This window comes from Leptolyngbya sp. AS-A5 (assembly GCF_039962495.1).
Lineage (GTDB): Bacteria > Cyanobacteriota > Cyanobacteriia > Leptolyngbyales > Leptolyngbyaceae > Leptolyngbya.
On the sequence record NZ_JAMPLL010000007.1, the window covers coordinates 179797 to 196120 of the forward strand.

Annotated in this window: 18 protein-coding genes; 5 read left to right on the forward strand and 13 right to left on the reverse strand. The window is 48.0% G+C overall.

Annotated features, from left to right (window positions below; all coding sequences use genetic code 11):
- Positions 1-325: 325 nt before the first annotated feature.
- The 6 genes from NC980_RS11570 to purH form a co-directional block, all read right to left on the reverse strand.
- On the reverse strand, positions 326-505 hold the full coding sequence (locus NC980_RS11570) for a hypothetical protein (RefSeq protein ID WP_190376332.1): 180 nt from the start codon (positions 503-505) through the stop codon (positions 326-328).
- Between the two features lie 3 nt (positions 506-508).
- Positions 509-2098, reverse strand: coding sequence for a glycoside hydrolase family 57 protein (locus NC980_RS11575; protein ID WP_190376333.1), 1590 nt, complete (start codon positions 2096-2098; stop codon positions 509-511).
- Positions 2099-2296: 198 nt separating this feature from the next.
- Positions 2297-2644, reverse strand: coding sequence for a translation initiation factor (locus NC980_RS11580; RefSeq protein WP_190376334.1), 348 nt, complete (start codon positions 2642-2644; stop codon positions 2297-2299).
- Positions 2645-2675: 31 nt separating this feature from the next.
- Complete coding sequence (locus tag NC980_RS11585) at positions 2676-3164, reverse strand: hypothetical protein (RefSeq protein WP_190376335.1); 489 nt, start codon at positions 3162-3164, stop codon at positions 2676-2678.
- A gap of 331 nt (positions 3165-3495) precedes the next feature.
- The gene (locus tag NC980_RS11590; protein ID WP_190376336.1) at positions 3496-3966 is read right to left on the reverse strand and encodes a DUF4079 domain-containing protein; all 471 of its coding nucleotides are present in this window, start codon (positions 3964-3966) and stop codon (positions 3496-3498) included.
- 45 nt (positions 3967-4011) lie between these two features.
- Positions 4012-5547 carry a bifunctional phosphoribosylaminoimidazolecarboxamide formyltransferase/IMP cyclohydrolase gene (gene purH, locus NC980_RS11595; protein ID WP_190376337.1) on the reverse strand — a complete coding sequence of 512 codons (1536 nt, stop codon included), beginning with the start codon at positions 5545-5547 and terminating at the stop codon, positions 4012-4014.
- Positions 5548-5619: 72 nt separating this feature from the next.
- Here purH and NC980_RS11600 point away from each other — a divergent pair, with 72 nt between their 5' ends.
- From NC980_RS11600 to coaBC, 3 genes are all read left to right on the forward strand, one after another.
- Positions 5620-6249, forward strand: coding sequence for an alpha/beta hydrolase (locus NC980_RS11600; RefSeq protein WP_190376338.1), 630 nt, complete (start codon positions 5620-5622; stop codon positions 6247-6249).
- A gap of 122 nt (positions 6250-6371) precedes the next feature.
- Entirely contained in the window at positions 6372-6584 is a 213-nt protein-coding gene (locus NC980_RS11605; RefSeq protein ID WP_190376377.1) for a DUF2555 domain-containing protein, read from the forward strand.
- Complete coding sequence (gene coaBC / locus NC980_RS11610) at positions 6584-7789, forward strand: bifunctional phosphopantothenoylcysteine decarboxylase/phosphopantothenate--cysteine ligase CoaBC (protein WP_190376339.1); 1206 nt, start codon at positions 6584-6586, stop codon at positions 7787-7789. The genes NC980_RS11605 and coaBC overlap by 1 nt, the downstream gene beginning before the upstream one ends.
- Here coaBC and NC980_RS11615 read toward each other — a convergent pair.
- Entirely contained in the window at positions 7786-8067 is a 282-nt protein-coding gene (locus tag NC980_RS11615) for a hypothetical protein (RefSeq protein WP_199298461.1), read from the reverse strand. The genes coaBC and NC980_RS11615 overlap by 4 nt on opposite strands.
- Before the next feature lie 133 nt (positions 8068-8200).
- Positions 8201-9589 carry a class II fumarate hydratase gene (fumC, locus tag NC980_RS11620; protein WP_190376340.1) on the reverse strand — a complete coding sequence of 463 codons (1389 nt, stop codon included), beginning with the start codon at positions 9587-9589 and terminating at the stop codon, positions 8201-8203.
- Between the two features lie 114 nt (positions 9590-9703).
- Between fumC and NC980_RS11625 the strand changes: the two genes are divergently transcribed.
- Positions 9704-10546 (forward strand): flagellar assembly protein H, encoded by an 843-nt coding sequence (locus NC980_RS11625; protein WP_190376341.1) that lies wholly within the window; start codon positions 9704-9706, stop codon positions 10544-10546.
- A gap of 38 nt (positions 10547-10584) precedes the next feature.
- Here NC980_RS11625 and NC980_RS11630 read toward each other — a convergent pair whose 3' ends face one another.
- Genes NC980_RS11630 through NC980_RS11640 form a run of 3 tightly spaced genes read right to left on the reverse strand, consistent with a single transcriptional unit; the run spans position 10585 to position 14070 of the window.
- A complete protein-coding gene (locus NC980_RS11630) occupies positions 10585-11259 on the reverse strand; it encodes an ABC transporter ATP-binding protein (protein ID WP_277881344.1) in 675 nt (224 codons plus the stop codon).
- Between the two features lie 17 nt (positions 11260-11276).
- Positions 11277-12542, reverse strand: coding sequence for an ABC transporter permease (locus tag NC980_RS11635; protein WP_190376342.1), 1266 nt, complete (start codon positions 12540-12542; stop codon positions 11277-11279).
- A 1-nt stretch (position 12543) separates the two neighbouring features.
- Complete coding sequence (locus tag NC980_RS11640; RefSeq protein ID WP_199298462.1) at positions 12544-14070, reverse strand: efflux RND transporter periplasmic adaptor subunit; 1527 nt, start codon at positions 14068-14070, stop codon at positions 12544-12546.
- 37 nt (positions 14071-14107) lie between these two features.
- Here NC980_RS11640 and NC980_RS11645 point away from each other — a divergent pair, with 37 nt between their 5' ends.
- Positions 14108-14308 carry a hypothetical protein gene (locus NC980_RS11645; RefSeq protein ID WP_190376343.1) on the forward strand — a complete coding sequence of 67 codons (201 nt, stop codon included), beginning with the start codon at positions 14108-14110 and terminating at the stop codon, positions 14306-14308.
- 44 nt (positions 14309-14352) lie between these two features.
- Here NC980_RS11645 and NC980_RS11650 read toward each other — a convergent pair whose 3' ends face one another.
- Together NC980_RS11650 and bioA are read right to left on the reverse strand one after the other, a co-directional pair.
- On the reverse strand, positions 14353-14913 hold the full coding sequence (locus NC980_RS11650) for a hypothetical protein (RefSeq protein WP_190376344.1): 561 nt from the start codon (positions 14911-14913) through the stop codon (positions 14353-14355).
- A 119-nt stretch (positions 14914-15032) separates the two neighbouring features.
- Positions 15033-16313 (reverse strand): adenosylmethionine--8-amino-7-oxononanoate transaminase, encoded by a 1281-nt coding sequence (gene bioA / locus NC980_RS11655; RefSeq protein ID WP_190376345.1) that lies wholly within the window; start codon positions 16311-16313, stop codon positions 15033-15035.
- Positions 16314-16324 lie beyond the last annotated feature (11 nt).

Below are 16324 nucleotides of genomic sequence, written 5' to 3' on the forward strand. Positions count from 1 at the left end.
CGCCACTTTAGAATTTCGAGTACAGAGACGATAAATTTTTGAATTGGAACTTCAGGTTTTTTGAGCGATCGCCAATCTCAAATTCAATTGATTCAAAAGCTCAACTAATGTCTAGCAGATCGGGCATTTGTCCTTTCTCAAGCAATTCGTGGCAATATCGCCACTTTGAAGCATCTTTTAGCCCATGAATTCAGCACGAGCTTCCGCTACATTCTTTAAAGCCAATCGAATATGCTGTGGGTCACCATCCTCTAAGACAGAATCCAAATATGCTGCTGCTTCCTCTAGATCTTTCAGAGAATCAATGAGGAAAGCATGGTAGCTTTTAGTCGTTGGCATTGGCTTGAAAATCGCTCCAATACTGCTTAGCTATCAGGATATCTCGATCTTGAGTGCTGTTGTCTCCACCGCACAGTTGATCGCGCAACCCAGAAAACCAAGTCTCAAACGGACAATCACCCTCATCTGTGACGTACAAAACCAGTTCTCTCGGTTGCGCTTCCACAAATTACAACGGGCGGTAAACGCGGTAGTTAATGTCTGGGAAAATGTTGTCGATCGCTTCCACCTTCTCAATCCAGCCTGAATCTACTTTGCCGTGATTCAGGTCTTCATAGAGTTTGTTGAAGCGCATCAGGTGCGATCGAGTTCTTCTTATGGCATACGGAACCATTGTTCCGGTTCGCATGATAAACGCCCAGTCAGAAGATTGCGCTAACAAAAGTTCTCGCGCCGCTTGGTTGAGTGCCCGCCACTCTAACTCGTCTGCAGGTTCCCGTTTTGCAAGGTCAATCATGCGTTCTGCGGCTTTGTGCAGATGCGGATAAATCCACGCATTCGTTTCATTCAGCCAATATTCGTGGAAGCCCTTGTAGCCCCAGCTCGATTGCGACGGGCGACACACTTGCTGAGTCGGGTGCTTTCTCAGATAGTCCGCTAAGTGCGTCATTTCAAAGGTGTCTTGATCAAACCAGGCTTTGCGGAATAGGTAATCGATAAACCAAGGACCTTCATACCACCAGTGACCGAATAGTTCAGCATCGTAGGGGGAAACAACGATCGGCGGGCGGTGCATGATGCCAAATAAATGCTCGACCTGGCGTTCCCGATTGTAGACAAAGTTTGCGGCGTGTTCAGTTGTCTTTTGTCGCGCCCAGTACGGATCATAAAGCTGCTTATCTCCCAGCCCTAAGCCTTTACCGGTAATCTTGTGGTACTTAATGCCCACATTCTTGCGCTGACCGTTGGGCATGACGTATGGCTTGATGTATTCGTAGTCTGCATCCCAGCCTAAATCGCGATAGAACTCGCGGTATTCAACCGCTCCCGGATACCCAACTTCTGATGACCAAACCTGCTGCGACGATTCATGATCGCGCCCGAATGCAGCCACACCAGGTTCTGTGTAAATCGGGGCATAACTTCCATATCGAGGACGAGGACGAGCGTAGAGAATTCCATGTCCATCGGTGAGGAAGTAGCGCAATCCCGCATCGGCTAACATCCGTTCAACCCCTTCGTAGTAGGCGCATTCCGGGAGCCAAATTCCTTTAGCGGGACGACCAAAGGTTTTTTCGTAATGTTCGCAAGCAACTTGGATCTGTGCCCAGACTGCTTGCGGATACATTTTCATCAGTGGCAGATAGCCGTGAGTTGCGCCGCAGGTAATGATTTCGAGGTTGTTGGAGTCGAGAAACTGTTTGAAGGCGGTGATGAGGTTGCGATCGTACTTTTCCCAAGTATTGCGAACCGCATTGAATTCTTTGGCGTTGTGTTCTGCGAGATACTTCATGTGTCCAGCGTGAGCATGACGCTCGACCTCCAACTCTGCCAGTTCTTCGAGTTGGGCGAGATGCTCGTCGTAGCGCTCCTGCAGTAAGGGATCTGCCAGCATCGAACACAACGGCGGGGTCATGCTCATCGTAATTTTGAAGTCTACCCCGTCGCGCTTTAGCCCTTCAAAGACCTGAATTAGTGGAATGTAGGTTTCGGTAATCGCCTCGTAGAGCCATTCTTCTTCTAAAACGTAATCGCTTTCTGGGTGACGCACAAACGGTAAATGAGCGTGAAGTACGAGGGCAACATATCCGATACTCATAGAACTTTTTATCCGTAAGTGGACTGGGATCAGTTGCCAAAATTGTAAAGCAAAATTGTAGCCAATATAGTGAAATTCAAAACGGTAATTTGCTGCCGTTAGTGCTGGAAATTCTGAACGCCAAAAACAATCCTCCCCTCGGCTAAAGCTGAAGGAAGGATGAGATGGTTTTACGCTGCGGTTTTGCGATTGTAACTACTAGCGATATCCTTCTTCGTCGGCGGGATCGCCATAGGGATCTTGACTTGCAGGCATCACATCGCTATAACCTTGATCAGCCGGATCACCGTAGGGATCTTGGCTTGCAGGCATCACATCACCGTAACCTTGCTGATTGTAGCCTTGCTGATCAGCCGGATCACCGTAGGGATCTTGACTTGCAGGCATCACATCACCGTAACCTTGCTGATTGTAGCCTTGCCCATCTTGATCGGCTGGATCACCATACGGGTCTTGACTCGCGGGACGGGGACGACGCTCTTCCTCGGATGAATTCTCATTGCCCAAAAAAGCACCGGCAACTCTTCTAAAAATATCGTCAACCATGATCTAATCTCCAAATAAGGTTTTACTCAATCTAGAAGCCTGCCGATCGCGCTTCGGGCAAACTGGTTAAATCGCGTCCGCTTGGTCGGTTGTTGTATCCCTGAAACTGTTCATATTGCCGCGCTTCTGATGCTGGAACCTGAATTCCTTCACGTGGCGGTGTCACCCACTGCACCCGTTTCTGAGCATCCCGGTAGTAAACCCGACCATTTTTCGACATGTAATACTGCGGTTGTTGACCCTTGGCGGCTTGGGACTTTTTGTGCTGGTTGTAGAGGTAATACAACGCTGCTGCACCTGCTAAGGTTACTGCTGCTTTTTGACCCGTCGATAGTCCTTGTTTTTTAGGTCGCGCTGGCGCATTCGGTGCACCGTTTGGAGCAGACGCGATTCGAGCGTCATCGATCCGAGTTTGTTGATTGCTACCACCACCACATGCAGCGACAAATGGCACCATCATTAGACAGGACAGAAACCATGAAGCAAGTTTTGTTCCTTTCTGAGACTTGAATAAAATCATTTCCTACCTCGCCACCTCGTTGTTCTGTATAAGAGTTTTTGTAGGTTGTACGCCTTTAACTGTGACCGGAAGTGAATTAGCTTCCCTCGCACTTGTGATAGAGATAGCGAAAGCCTGAGGTATGAGACTGTGGCGAGTCGCACCTGTACCAAGATCTGTAGTGCGGATCTAGAGACCTGGTATTACACGGGCTAGACGGAACCTCAGACGAGGGGGATGATGGCTAGGAAATCAAGGAATTTCTTTCGTCAGTCCTGGAAGAGTGATCAAAAATCGCAAATAAAAATCCGAAGGTAGGATCGCTCCTGCCTTCGGATTAGATTGAGTTGAATTACATTCGGTTAATGATGTTCTGCACGATCAGCATTCCGGTTACAGCTTGCCATCCGAATAATCCAGTAATCACCACATTGATCAAGATATGGCTCATTCGTGCCCATTCCTGACCTTTCTGCATAAACGGGGTGAGTGAAGCTGAGATTGCAATTAAGCAGGTCATGCCTAGTCCTGCAACTAAATGGGGATTGACAAAAAGCTTGCCGCTATTAATGTAAGTTGCGCCCATTGCTCCAACTGAACCCACCACCATCAAAGTCAACACGATCGCACCAATTTGATGATGTTTGATGTTGAATTTCTGCTTGATGAGCTGTTTTTTCAGGTCGCCTTCTGCCGATCGAGTCCGTCGCCATTGGAATCCTGTGTACAGCGCATAGCTTGTCAGCGCTAGCAACACCCACATCAAAACGGGGTGAACAAACTGACTGTAGACTTTGAGGGTGTGAAGGATGTCAGGCGACATAGGGGATGTGTTTCGTGAGAACTGTAATAAAACTTAGCACAATTTCTAATGCAGAAAGTGACGAATTCCGGTACGCACCATCACGATTTCAAGCTCGTTGGCAGCAGCGATCGAGTCGGCGTCTCTCATACTGCCTCCGGGCTGAACGATCGCGCTAATTCCCGCCGCCGCCGCCGTTCGCACCGAATCATCAAACGGGAAAAAGCCATCACTAGCAAGGACTGCACCGTTTACTTTGTCTCCTGCTTGTTCGAGTGCGATTTTGACAGAACCGACGCGATTCATTTGTCCGGCTCCAACTCCTAACGTGGTGCGATCTCGACTGACGACGATCGCGTTTGATTTCACGTGCTTACAAATTTTCCAGGCAAACAGCAATTCTGCAAGCTGTGCGGGAGTTGGCTTTTTCTCGGTGACAAACTGCCAATTGTTTAGATCGGCAACAATATCATCTGCTGCCTGTACTAAAAACCCGCCTGCAATTTGTTTAATGTTCTCTTTTGCACCGTTGCTCAAATCTGGCAGAACTAACACTCGTAAATTCTGCTTTGTCTGCAAAATGGTTTGAGCTTCTGGATCAATGCCTGGTGCGACCACGCATTCTAGAAAGGTTTTGGTTAGGGCAGTGGCGGTTGCAGAGTCTATCGCTCTATTCAATGCCACAATGCCACCAAATGCAGAAGTCGAATCTGCGTTAAACGCCTTCTCATAAGCTTCGGAAATTGATCCGCCCATTGCTGATCCACAAGGGTTGTTGTGCTTGATGATTGTTGCGGCGGGATCATCGTTAATAAATTCAGCAATAATCGATCGTGCTGCTTCCAAATCAACCAGATTGTTGTAGCTCAGTTCTTTTCCCTGAAGCTTTGTTGCGGCTGCCCATCCGGTTGGAACTGCTCCCGTTTGATACCAGGCTGCGGGTTGATGTGGATTTTCTCCGTAGCGTAAGGCTTGAATTTGCGTTCCACTTAGAGTGAATGAGGTTGATTCTGATTGTGTTTGCTTTTCTAGATAAGCTGCGATTGCTTGGTCGTAACTTGCAGTATGTTTGAAGGCTTGGAGTGAGCAATTTTGGCGGAATGCGATCGAGGCTTCTCCATTCTTCCGAAGCTCCTCAAGGTAAGCATTGTACTGATTTGGATTGCACAACACGGTGAGGTTTGCAAAGTTCTTAGCCGAAGCGCGAATCATGGCAGGGCCGCCGATATCGATTTGTTCGATCGCGTCTTCGAGCGAGACATCAGGCTTCGCGATCGTTTGCTCAAACGGGTAAAGATTGACCACGACCAGATCGATCGGGCGAATGTTCTGCGCTTCCAAATCTGCTACATGCTCCGGTAAATCTCGACGCGCCAGAATTCCGCCATGAATCCGAGGATGCAATGTTTTGACTCGTCCGCCTAAAATCTCCGGCGATCCGGTGTAGTCTGAAACCTTTGTCACAGGTAATCCGGCTGCTTTCAATGCCTGAGCTGTTCCGCCACTGCTAATCAAATCAAAGCCAAATTCTTCGACTAACTGTTTTGCAAGCTCGATTAATCCCGTTTTGTCGGAGACGCTCAATAATGCTAAACGTGCCATCGATTTAGTTCCCAAGTAAAAAGAGATCTTTAAGCATAGCGTTACAATCAGCAGGATGAGTGATGAAATTCTATGGCACTGAACGCGATCGCAATTCCCGCAAAATCTGGCACTCCCAAAGGCTCGATCGTCATCCTGCACGGCTGGGGCTCGAATGCTCAAGATGTTGCATTTCTCTGCTCACTTTTGGAGTTACCGGATATTCAGTTTTTCATTCCTGATGCGCCGTTCCCGCATCCCTACAGCACTCAGGGAAAAATGTGGTATGACCTCTCGTATGCCAACTTTCAAGCTGATTTCACGCAACGATCAGACTTACAAACGAGCCGAAAAGCTTTGATCGACTGGCTGAACTCGCTCGAAGCGCAGTCTGGAATTCCTTTATCTCGCACGATTCTTGGCGGTTTTTCTCAAGGTGGCGCAATGACTTTAGAGGTGGGATTGTCGTTACCGTTAGCTGGATTAATGGTTCTAAGTGGCTATCAACACGGAGCATTGAATCCTGGTGAAAAAATTTCACCGATTCTGATGGTGCATGGTCGGCAGGATCAGGTTGTTCCGATCGCTGCTGCCCATCGAGCGAAGGCGAATTTAGAGCGATTGAATGCGTCGATTGAATATCGCGAGTTCGATATGGGGCACGAAATTTCGCCGCTTGTTCTAAACGAAGTTTATGCGTTTGTGCAGAAAGCTTTGGCGTGAGTATTAGAGTGATTAGTCGATCTAAATCAACCGATCGTAAACGAACATTTTATTCTGTTAATCGCCTCCGTCTTCTGAAGTAGAATTTGAACTTACGGGGAAACTAGCGGGAGGTTAGTATGATGACTGCATTTCGTTCGGGACAACTAGATGTGTCCGCATTGACCGAAACAGATATCGCAGAACTGGCGACGCGCTTAGAGCAAGATGATTACACCGATGCGTTTGAAGGGCTGAAAGACTGGCATTTACTCAGAGCGATCGCGTTTCAACGTCCAGAATTAGTCGAACCGTATCTTTATCTACTGGATTTAGAAGCGTTTGATGAGTCGTGATGCCCAGTCAGCGAGTTTTATTTGGTATCACAGGCGGGATTGCAGCTTATAAAGTGTGCAATGTAGTTTCGGCATTGGCAAAAGAAGGGATTGAAGTCCGAGTCATTCTCACCGATTCGGCTCAAGCGTTCGTTTCACCATTGACGTTTGCAACACTGAGCCGTCATCCCGCTTATGTCGATCGCACGTTTTGGGATGCTTCAAACGATCGTCCACTGCATATCGAACTTGGTGAATGGGCTGATCTGTTTGTGATCGCTCCCCTAACGGCGAACACCTTAGCAAAATTAACTTACGGACTGGCAGATAATTTATTAACCAACACGGTACTCGCTTCAATTTGCCCGGTATTGTTAGCCCTTGCAATGAATACCGATATGTGGGAGCAACGATCGACCCAACGCAACTGGCGCGAATTGCTAATTGATCCTCGTTACCATTCGGCTGATCCAAGTGCGGGAATTTTAGCGTGCGATCGCGTCGGGACTGGACGCATGGCAGAACCGGAAGAATTACTTGTACAGATCCGATCGCTATTACACACGAAAGGAAAACGAGACTTAGCCGGAAAGCGCGTTTTAATCAGCGCAGGTGGAACGCGAGAACATTTTGATCCAGTGCGGTTTATTGGTAATCCCTCAACCGGGAAAATGGGCGTGGCGATCGCGCAAGCTGCTCTACATCGCGGCGCACAAGTCACCCTGGTTCATGCTCCGATCGACTCGCATCTCCTTGCTCCGCTCCGCAATGTTCGCTTAGTTCCTGTCACCAGTTCTGCTGAAATGCAGCAGGCGATGAAAGATCATTTTAGCGTTGCTGATTATATTGTGATGTCTGCTGCGGTCGGTGATGTACGATCTGATCTCCATAGCGATACCAAACTTCCGAAAAACCAGTTACCAAAATCGTTAGATCTGGTTTCAATTCCTGATATCGTTGCTGAATTGTCAACCCTAAAGAAACCGCATCAAACTTTGATCGGATTTGCAGCGCAGACTGGAGATTATGTTACGCCTGCGATCGACAAACTCAAGCGCAAAAACTTAGACGCGATCGTCGCCAATCCCGTTGATCAACCCAATAGCGGGTTTGGAAGTGATACGAATCAGGCGGTGTTGATCGATCGCTCCGGTCGCCAACTCACCCTTCCAACCTGTAGCAAACTAGAACTGGCGCATCAACTTTTTGACTTTCTTCAGGCTTAATCCTTTTTGCCTTGCCAGTCAGGACAATTTGAATCCTCCCAGCCGAACGGATGAAATCCGCAAATCAAAGGGGTGCGCTTTTCGCGGCTGTACCCGTATGCAATCCCGTGATAATTCGCACAACCGCGACACGATTTGGGACGCGATGACTCTACCTCGCCAAACCCTTGCTGCGATCGCAAAATTTGCTGATTACTCTGCTGACGATGCCAATTGACATAATCAGCCTTACGCAAAAGATAATCGATTCGTCGAAGCGGGGTTCTAGCTGCATCCATTGGTTTAGGTTCCGGAGTAAGGACAACGTAGCGAAAGCCGAAACTTCAGAAGCACTCGCGCCCTGAATATTTTTAGATTATTCGGATTGAATCAATTCGCGCCTCACTCCTACGTCTAATTTTTGACGCTGGTTTAGCTCGGATAAATCATGTGCTCCGGTCGCACGATTTGATCGAATTCTTCTCCCGTTAAAAAGCCTAGCTCAATGCAAGCTTGCCGTAAGGTTGAATTCTCTTGATAAGCTTTGTATGCAACTTTCGCAGCCCGATCGTATCCAATCTTCGGATTCAGCGCAGTAACTAGCATCAATGAATTTTCGAGAAATTGGGTAATACGATCGCGATTCGGTTGAATGCCTGCAACCATATGATCGGTGAATGAAGCACAAGCATCTGAGAGAATGCGAATCGAATGGATCAAGTTATGAATTAACACAGGCTTGAACACATTCAGTTCAAAGTTCCCTTGACTGGCAGCAATGCCGATCGCGCTATCGTTTCCCATCACTTGCACACACACCATTGTCATGGCTTCACACTGAGTTGGATTGACTTTTCCCGGCATGATTGATGATCCCGGTTCATTCGCGGGTAAGACTAATTCTCCAAGTCCACATCGCGGGCCTGATCCCATCCAGCGCAAATCATTCGCAATCTTCATCAAGGCGCAAGCTAGTGTTTTGATCGCGCCACTGGTAAAGACGATCGCTTCATGCGCTGCTAATGCTGCAAATTTATCCGGCGCACTGACAAAGGGCAATTCGGTTAACTTCGCGATTTCACTCGCTGAGCGTTCTGCAAATTCGGGGTGTGTGTTAATTCCGGTTCCAACTGCGGTTCCGCCGATCGCTAACTCATACAATCCCGGCAATGTTGCTTCAATGCGAACGATCGCTTGATCTAGCTGTGCCACATAGCCCGAAAATTCTTGTCCCAATGTTAACGGAACTGCATCCATCAAATGAGTCCGCCCAATTTTGATAATGGTTTCAAACTCGGCTGATTTTTCCTGCAACGCATCCCGCAACTTTTTTATCATCGGTAACAATCGCTGATGAATCGCTTCTGCTGCTGCAATGTGCATCGCTGTGGGAAACGTATCATTCGACGATTGCGACATATTGACGTGATCATTTGGATGAATCGGCTCTTTGCTGCCTAAAACACCGCCAGCGAGATCGATCGCACGATTTGAAATTACCTCATTTGCGTTCATATTGGTCTGTGTTCCGCTTCCTGTCTGCCATACAGATAACGGAAAATGATCGTTTAGCTTTCCTTCGATCACTTCGTTCGCAGCTTGAATGATCAATTGGGCTTTTTTGGGTGGGAGCTTTCCTAAATCTTGATTGACGATCGCCGCTGCCTTTTTCAGAATTCCAAATGCCCGAATCAACTCGGTCGGCATCCTATCTTGTCCGATCGCGAAATACATCAAAGAGCGTTGCGTTTGTGCGCCCCAGTAGCGATCGTTTGGTACAGCGATCGCGCCCATGCTGTCTGTTTCAGTTCTAGTGGTCATGTGAAGGCTTCCTTGTGCGATCGGCAATCTCTAGACTACGGGATCTGTGGCAAAGGGAAAAGCGAGACCGAAACCGTATAATACAATCGCTCTGACAACTCTAAATTCGATCGTGTGACTCAAAACCCCTTTGATCAGCTCGCTAAACAATATTTAGAGGAATTTCTTGCTCCGATTGGTACAGTACAACGACAGTATGAAATTCCAGGTGAGTCTAAATTTGTCGATGTTTGGTTTGTTCCCAACCCAGATGCAACTCAAACCGAAGATTTGGGACTTTTACGACGAATGGTACAACAGCCTTGCCTGTTCGAGCCATATCGCAATGTTCCAACTCGAACTGAGGTGAGAGTATCAGTCATGAAGTTGGTTTGGATACAAGAAGATGAACGGCGCAAAGCTAAACTCGATGAGCTTCCAGAAGAGGCTTTACCTTGTCTGTGGATTCTGGCAGCGACAACCTCGAAGCCATTGTTAGAGGAAGCAGAAGGCAGAGTCAAAGCTGACTGGATGCCCGGAGTATACTTCCTGTCAGGCATCTTTAAGAGTGCTATTGTTGCAATTGATCAACTTCCTGAAACTGAGGACACTTTATGGCTCAGAGTTTTGGGGCGTGACAGAACTCAGGAAAGAGCAATCCGAGAAGTATTGGCGCTACCGCCTGATCACCATCGACGAAATACTATCTTACGATTGCTGACAAACTGGAAGATTAGAATTGATTTAGGTGAACTGGTAAACTTCTGCGATTCGGAGGCGATCATGGCATTTTCAGAAGCGTTCTTAGAATGGGAGCGACAAACTCAAGAGCGAAGTAAGCAAGAAGGGCAGCAAGAAGCGGTGGAAGCGATCGCGTTTAGAATGCTACAAAAAAATCTTCCCCTAGAGACGATCTCGGAAGTCACGGGACTAACAATGGAGTATCTCCAGCATCTTCAAGCTGAACGCGATCGATGAGCATTCGATGGTAGAGACAACGACAAATTAGAAGAATTTTAACGATCGACTACTAATCCATCCTTAACATGAATGACTCGTTGAGTTTGCGCTGCAACATCGGGTTCATGGGTCACAATCACGATCGTAATTCCTTGCTGATTCAACTCGGTTAATAAACTCATCACCTCGGTTGAAGTTTGTGTATCTAACGCACCTGTCGGCTCATCCGCTAACACCAACGCTGGACGATTGACCAAAGCACGAGCGATCGCAACTCGCTGCTGTTGTCCCCCTGAAAGCTGGTTCGGGCGATTTCCTAACCGCTCTGCAAGTCCAACGCGAGTCAGTGCTTCTGCGGCGCGTTCTTTTCTTTGCGATCGCGGAACGCCTGCATACACCATTGGTAACATCACATTCTCTAACGCTGTCGATCGATTCAATAGATTGAATTGCTGAAATACAAAACCGATGCGTTGATTGCGAATAAAAGCGAGTTCATCATTATCGAGTGTAGTTAAGTTCCGACCTTCCAGTACATAATGACCCTCCGAAGGACGATCGAGACACCCGATAATGTTCATCAAAGTTGACTTACCCGATCCAGACATTCCCATAATCGCAACATACTCACCTTCCTCAATGGAAAGATTAATGCCTTTGAGAACAGGAACATCAATATCACCTAAACGGTAAGTCTTAATGATGTCTTCCATCCAAATCATCGTTGCCATTGTTCAGTCACTCCTGTTCAATCACTCCGTAGTGCTGCGATCGGATCAAGTTTGGCTGCATTCCGAGCCGGAATCACGCCTGCAATCAACCCAACAACCAAGGCAAGCGTTAATCCTGATGCGATCGCAAATCCCGAAACAATAAACGGGAAGCTAAACAGGTTGGATGCTGCGAATGCTAATCCCAACCCCGCAGCCACCCCGATCGCACCCCCCAGCATCGAAACTAAAATTGCCTCCGTGAGAAATTGGCTTAACACAGCGCTATTCGTTGCACCGATCGCTTTTCTAATTCCAATCTCGCGAGTGCGTTCGACCACAGACACTAACATAATGTTCGCAATTCCGATGCCGCCAACCACCAGGGAAATACCTGCGATCGCGCTCACTAATATTGTGAACAGTCCTACAACACTACTAAACGTATTGATAATATCTACCTGATTGCTAATACGAAAGTCATCCGGTTTCGGTGGATAGATATTGTGACGAATTCTGAGTAGATTCGTCACTTGAAACTGTGCCGCTTCAAGTTGTTCTTGATCTTTCGCTTTCACCCAAAACCCACTAATCGCACGACCATTTAGCGAGTTATTTCCCACAATTCGCGAAGACATATTCGTCAGGGGAATATACACACGATCGTCTTGATCTTGTCCACCTACTGATCCTTTCGACTCTGCCACACCTATTACGGTATAGCGACCGTTTTGAATGCGGATATTTGCACCGATCGCGGCTTCTCCTGGGGAGAATAAACTATCGCGAACTGCGCTTCCCAGCACCACAACAGAATTTTCATTCTGCATATCGTCCTGAGTAAAAAATCGCCCCTCTTGCGGCTTGATCTCTTTCACATCGGAATAATTGAGATCAATCCCTAAAATTGAAGTCGAATCATTCTGATCGTTGTAAACAACCTGTCCACCGCGCTGTAAAAACGCCGTTACTCCTTCTGCTGCTGGAACCTGCCGCCCCGCTGCTTGAGCATCTTCGAGCGTCAGGGTGCTTGCTGATCCGGCTCCTTGGCTAATTCCACCCGATCGTGCCACGCCTGAAAGCACCAGCATCACATTCGTTCCCAGGGCTTGAATCTGCTGTTCTGTCGCTTTCTGTACCCCTTGCCCAACTGAAGTGACTGTAATCACCGAAGCGATTCCAATAATCACGCCGAGCATGGTTAAACTGGTGCGTAATCGATTGCTCCAGAGTGCTTCCACTGCCATCGTAAAGATTTCCAGCAGGGATACGGGATTCGATCGAATCTCTGCAAACTTTCCCATATCATTGACCTCCGCTGCGTCTACCGCCACCTTGAGATCCGCCGCCACCGCCTGGCGCACCCGGAAAGACCGAAGGCGTTCTCGATTGCGGTCGCTCACCTTGCGGAAAGCTAATCAATACGCGATCGCCCTCTTTCAGCCCTGCTTCCACAATGGTTTTATCATCCACGGTTGCACCCGTTGTAATTCGCTGAAATCGGGGTCTTCCCTGCTCCCGACCAGAAAGCAAAACGCCCGTTCCTTCGGCTTGCCGCACGATCGCAACCGTTGGAACGACTAAAGCATTCTCAATCTGACCGACATTAAATTTCGCATTCACATTCATTCCAGCCTGCAAGTTGTTTTGTCGATCGTCGATCGAGGTTTTCACTTCAAAGTTGGTCACATTCTGATCGACCGTGGATTGATTCGCAACTTGCACCACCGTTCCGGTAAAAGATTTGCCCGGAAAAGCATCGGCATCGATCGTCACTCGCTGCCCCACTTTGATCCGAGAAATGCTCGTTTCTGGCACTTTCGCCACAACTTGATTCGTCGCCGCTAACGCCAAAATTGAAGAAGAAGTCGCAGACGAAACCGCACTACTCGAAGTGGTTGGAGTCACAAACGAACCCGGATCAGCAAACTTGCGCGTAATCACACCGCTAAACGGAGCGCGAATAATCGTGTCATTGATTTGAGTTTGAACGGTTTTGAGTTGTCCTTGAGCACTCAAGACCTGAGCGCGAGCCGCGGCAATATCCTCCGATCGACTCCCTGCCTGCTGTAAGCTCAAAGCTTGTCTCAACTGTTCAACTTGAGCGCGAGCCGCCGCAATTTCCTCTGGACGAGTTCCGGTTTGCTGAAGATTGACGGCTTGCTTGGCTTGTTCAACCTGAGCGCGGGCAGTTGCAAGAGCCGTTTGAGACGTATCAAATTCGCGCTGAGACAATGCCCCAGAGCTAAACAATCGCTGATTCTGGTTAAAGTTCAACTGAGCTTGCTGTAAGCTTGCTTCAGCCGCCGTGAGCTGCGATCGAGCCTGAGCAATTTCCTGCGGACGGTTGCCTGCAATCAGCTTATCTAAGTTCGCTTCAGCCGCCGTGAGCTGCGCTTGGGCTTGGGCAATTTCTTGCGGACGATTGCCAGATTCAAGCTTATTCAAATTTGCTTGAGTATTAGCAATTTGCGCCTGAGCTTGAAGCAATTGTCCTTGTAGGTTCGAGTCATCCATCCGTGCTAGAACCTGACCTGTGACGACTCGGTCGCCCTCTTTCACCAGCAACTGTTTTAGCACCCCAGAGCTTTTTGGACTCACATTTACCGATTGGGCAGGCTGCACGGTTCCATTGGCCGAAATTGTAATGGCGGTATCAACGCGATCGACCGTCACCGTTTGCACGCGTCGTCTGGCATCCTGCCGCTGCGATGCCGTGTACTGGTTATAGGCAAAATAGCCTCCGGTTCCCAGGATGCCTGCTGTCAGTAGCCACACCACCCACTTCGGAAGCTTTGGTCTAACTTTCATCCACTGTTTCACAGATGCCATTTCCCCTGCCTCAGTCCGAAACCAACGTTGAACCCTCGTGCTTATTAGTGTAGTGAATGCTGTTCCTATTAGACGGCACGATCGCGAAAAGCGTTCAAAGCAAGAACGCAGACGAGCAGAATTAGAGCGGCAGAGAGCAGAACAAGTGGAGCAGGAATTAGAAGCGGAAAGATCGAGAGCAGAGCAAGAAAGATCAAGAGCGGAAAGTGCTGAGCGTGGCTTAGAACAAGAACGCTGAAAAGCGCAGCAACTTGCAGAAAAATTGAGGGCGTTAGGGCTTACTTAATCCTGATGATTTTTGAGCGAAGGTTCTAAGACCGGGGCTGTTGATTCGACAGGACTGAGCCAGATAATCCGATCGTCAATCTTCACCATCTTTTCATCACCAGGCACCTGGATGAAAAACCTCTCTTTGCCAAAGGTGATCTTCTCCACTGGCAGCCACTTCTTGCCCTCATGCATCAGCAAGGGAATTTTTGGCTCTGTGCTGTAGTGAACGCGCCAAGCTTTCCAGAGTTGGCGAAATTCAGTGCAGTTTGCTTCGTAGCCTACGGGTATTGGGCAGTGCTCGTATTCGATCAGTCCCTGCGGATTGATTCGAGTTGGGATATATTGCTGAGCTATCAAGATGCGATTGACGAGTTCTTCATAGGCTGTGGATTGCCGTACCAAAACAGCACGAATTTGCCCAACGAGTTTCGCAGTCGCAACCAGTTCGCCTTTTCTGGCTAAGAGTTGCTCGGTGTTAAATGCAGGCTCAATCCGCAAGTTTTGATTTGCCAAAAATGAGATCTTACCCTCAACAAATTTCTTGACTAATTCGGTGTCATCGAGGCTATTCATCGTTCTTAGAAATCAGTAAATACTCGGTAGCACTAATCATTCTCTTGCTACAGTATCGCTGATTCTACTTAGACTTCTTTGTGTTGTTCCAGAAAAGTTACGTGAAGAAATCGTAAATTCTACAGGGTTGACAAAGTGCGATCGATAACCTCATAAATCGATTCGAGTTCATCGGCTGTAATGCAGTAGGGTGGCATGATGTAGAGCGTATCTCCGAGAGGACGCAACAGATATCCCGCTTCCAAGAATTTCGATCGCAGCAGGGGAGCGATCGCGTTAAAGTAGCCGGATTCGTCGTCGGTCTTGATCTCCATTGCCGCGATCGTACCGCAGACGCGGAACTGCTTTAAGCGCGGATGAGCCAGCAGATAGCGATCGAGAAATTTCCAATGCAGGTCTTCTAAGCGTTTATACGCATTCGGATTTTGTGTCAGTAATTCTAGGGAGACGACTCCGGTTGCACAAGCGAGGGGATTTCCGGTGTAAGAATGTCCGTGATAAAACGCTTGAGTGGGATCATCTTGATAGAAGGCTTGATAAATCGCTTCGTTTGCGATCGTCACTGAAAGCGGTAGACATCCACCGGATAGACCTTTGGATAAGCAAATAATGTCAGGGGTTGCAGCAGATTTCACGCAGGCAAACAGTTTACCCGTCCGCCCAAACCCCGTCATAACTTCATCATAGATGAGCAACACATTAAACTGATCTGCTAATGTCCTCAGTGCTTGTAAAAATTGAGGGCGACACATTCGCATTCCACCCGCCCCCTGAATCAGAGGCTCGATGAAAATGCCAATGATGTTTTGTTGTTTGAGTAATTGTTCGATCGTCTCTAAAACTTCTGCTTCTTTGCGCTCGATAGTTGAATCCCCTCGATAAGTTGCCGGAAACGGAACTAACGCAGTCTCGAACATCAAATCGCGGAATGGCTGCCACCAAGTTGAACCAGAACCGATCGACATGGCACCGATCGTGTCCCCGTGGTAGCCCCCCTCAAAGGTAATAAATGTGCTGCGTTGTTCTCCAAGGTTGCACCAGTATTGATATGCCATTTTCAGCGCTACTTCTACCGAAGTTGAACCATTATCAGAAAAGAAAACTCGCGTTAGCTCAGACGGTAAGTGAGCTAATAGATTACGCGCCAATCGCTCAGCCGGATCATGCGTGAATCCAGCAAAAATCACATGCTCTAGCTGTTGAGCCTGTTGATAAAGCGCTTCAGCCAAAGCAGGATGACTATGACCATGAATAGTTACCCACCAGCTAGAAATACAATCAAGAATGCGTCGATCGTCTTCAAGTTCTAGCCAAACTCCGTCGCCCCGCTTCACTTTTAACGGTTCAGGGGTGGTTTTCATCTGCGTGAAAGGTCGCCAGATCGGAGAGTGTGCGTTCATAGTCGATGTTA

What these genes read in the sequence shown, in the direction of transcription:
- NC980_RS11615 (WP_199298461.1), bottom strand. Translation starts at nt 8,067, where the DNA reads ATGGATGCAGCTAGAACCCCGCTTCGACGAATCGATTATCTTTTGCGT.
- purH (WP_190376337.1), bottom strand. Translation starts at nt 5,547, where the DNA reads ATGGCACGTTTAGCATTATTGAGCGTCTCCGACAAAACGGGATTAATC.
- bioA (WP_190376345.1), bottom strand. Translation starts at nt 16,313, where the DNA reads ATGAACGCACACTCTCCGATCTGGCGACCTTTCACGCAGATGAAAACC.
- NC980_RS11590 (WP_190376336.1), bottom strand. Translation starts at nt 3,966, where the DNA reads ATGTCGCCTGACATCCTTCACACCCTCAAAGTCTACAGTCAGTTTGTT.
- NC980_RS11585 (WP_190376335.1), bottom strand. Translation starts at nt 3,164, where the DNA reads ATGATTTTATTCAAGTCTCAGAAAGGAACAAAACTTGCTTCATGGTTT.
- NC980_RS11650 (WP_190376344.1), bottom strand. Translation starts at nt 14,913, where the DNA reads ATGAATAGCCTCGATGACACCGAATTAGTCAAGAAATTTGTTGAGGGT.
- coaBC (WP_190376339.1), top strand. Translation starts at nt 6,584, where the DNA reads ATGCCCAGTCAGCGAGTTTTATTTGGTATCACAGGCGGGATTGCAGCT.
- NC980_RS11575 (WP_190376333.1), bottom strand. Translation starts at nt 2,098, where the DNA reads ATGAGTATCGGATATGTTGCCCTCGTACTTCACGCTCATTTACCGTTT.
- NC980_RS11630 (WP_277881344.1), bottom strand. Translation starts at nt 11,259, where the DNA reads ATGGCAACGATGATTTGGATGGAAGACATCATTAAGACTTACCGTTTA.
- NC980_RS11640 (WP_199298462.1), bottom strand. Translation starts at nt 14,070, where the DNA reads ATGGCATCTGTGAAACAGTGGATGAAAGTTAGACCAAAGCTTCCGAAG.
- NC980_RS11580 (WP_190376334.1), bottom strand. Translation starts at nt 2,644, where the DNA reads ATGGTTGACGATATTTTTAGAAGAGTTGCCGGTGCTTTTTTGGGCAAT.
- NC980_RS11635 (WP_190376342.1), bottom strand. Translation starts at nt 12,542, where the DNA reads ATGGGAAAGTTTGCAGAGATTCGATCGAATCCCGTATCCCTGCTGGAA.
- fumC (WP_190376340.1), bottom strand. Translation starts at nt 9,589, where the DNA reads ATGACCACTAGAACTGAAACAGACAGCATGGGCGCGATCGCTGTACCA.
- NC980_RS11600 (WP_190376338.1), top strand. Translation starts at nt 5,620, where the DNA reads ATGGCACTGAACGCGATCGCAATTCCCGCAAAATCTGGCACTCCCAAA.
- NC980_RS11605 (WP_190376377.1), top strand. Translation starts at nt 6,372, where the DNA reads ATGACTGCATTTCGTTCGGGACAACTAGATGTGTCCGCATTGACCGAA.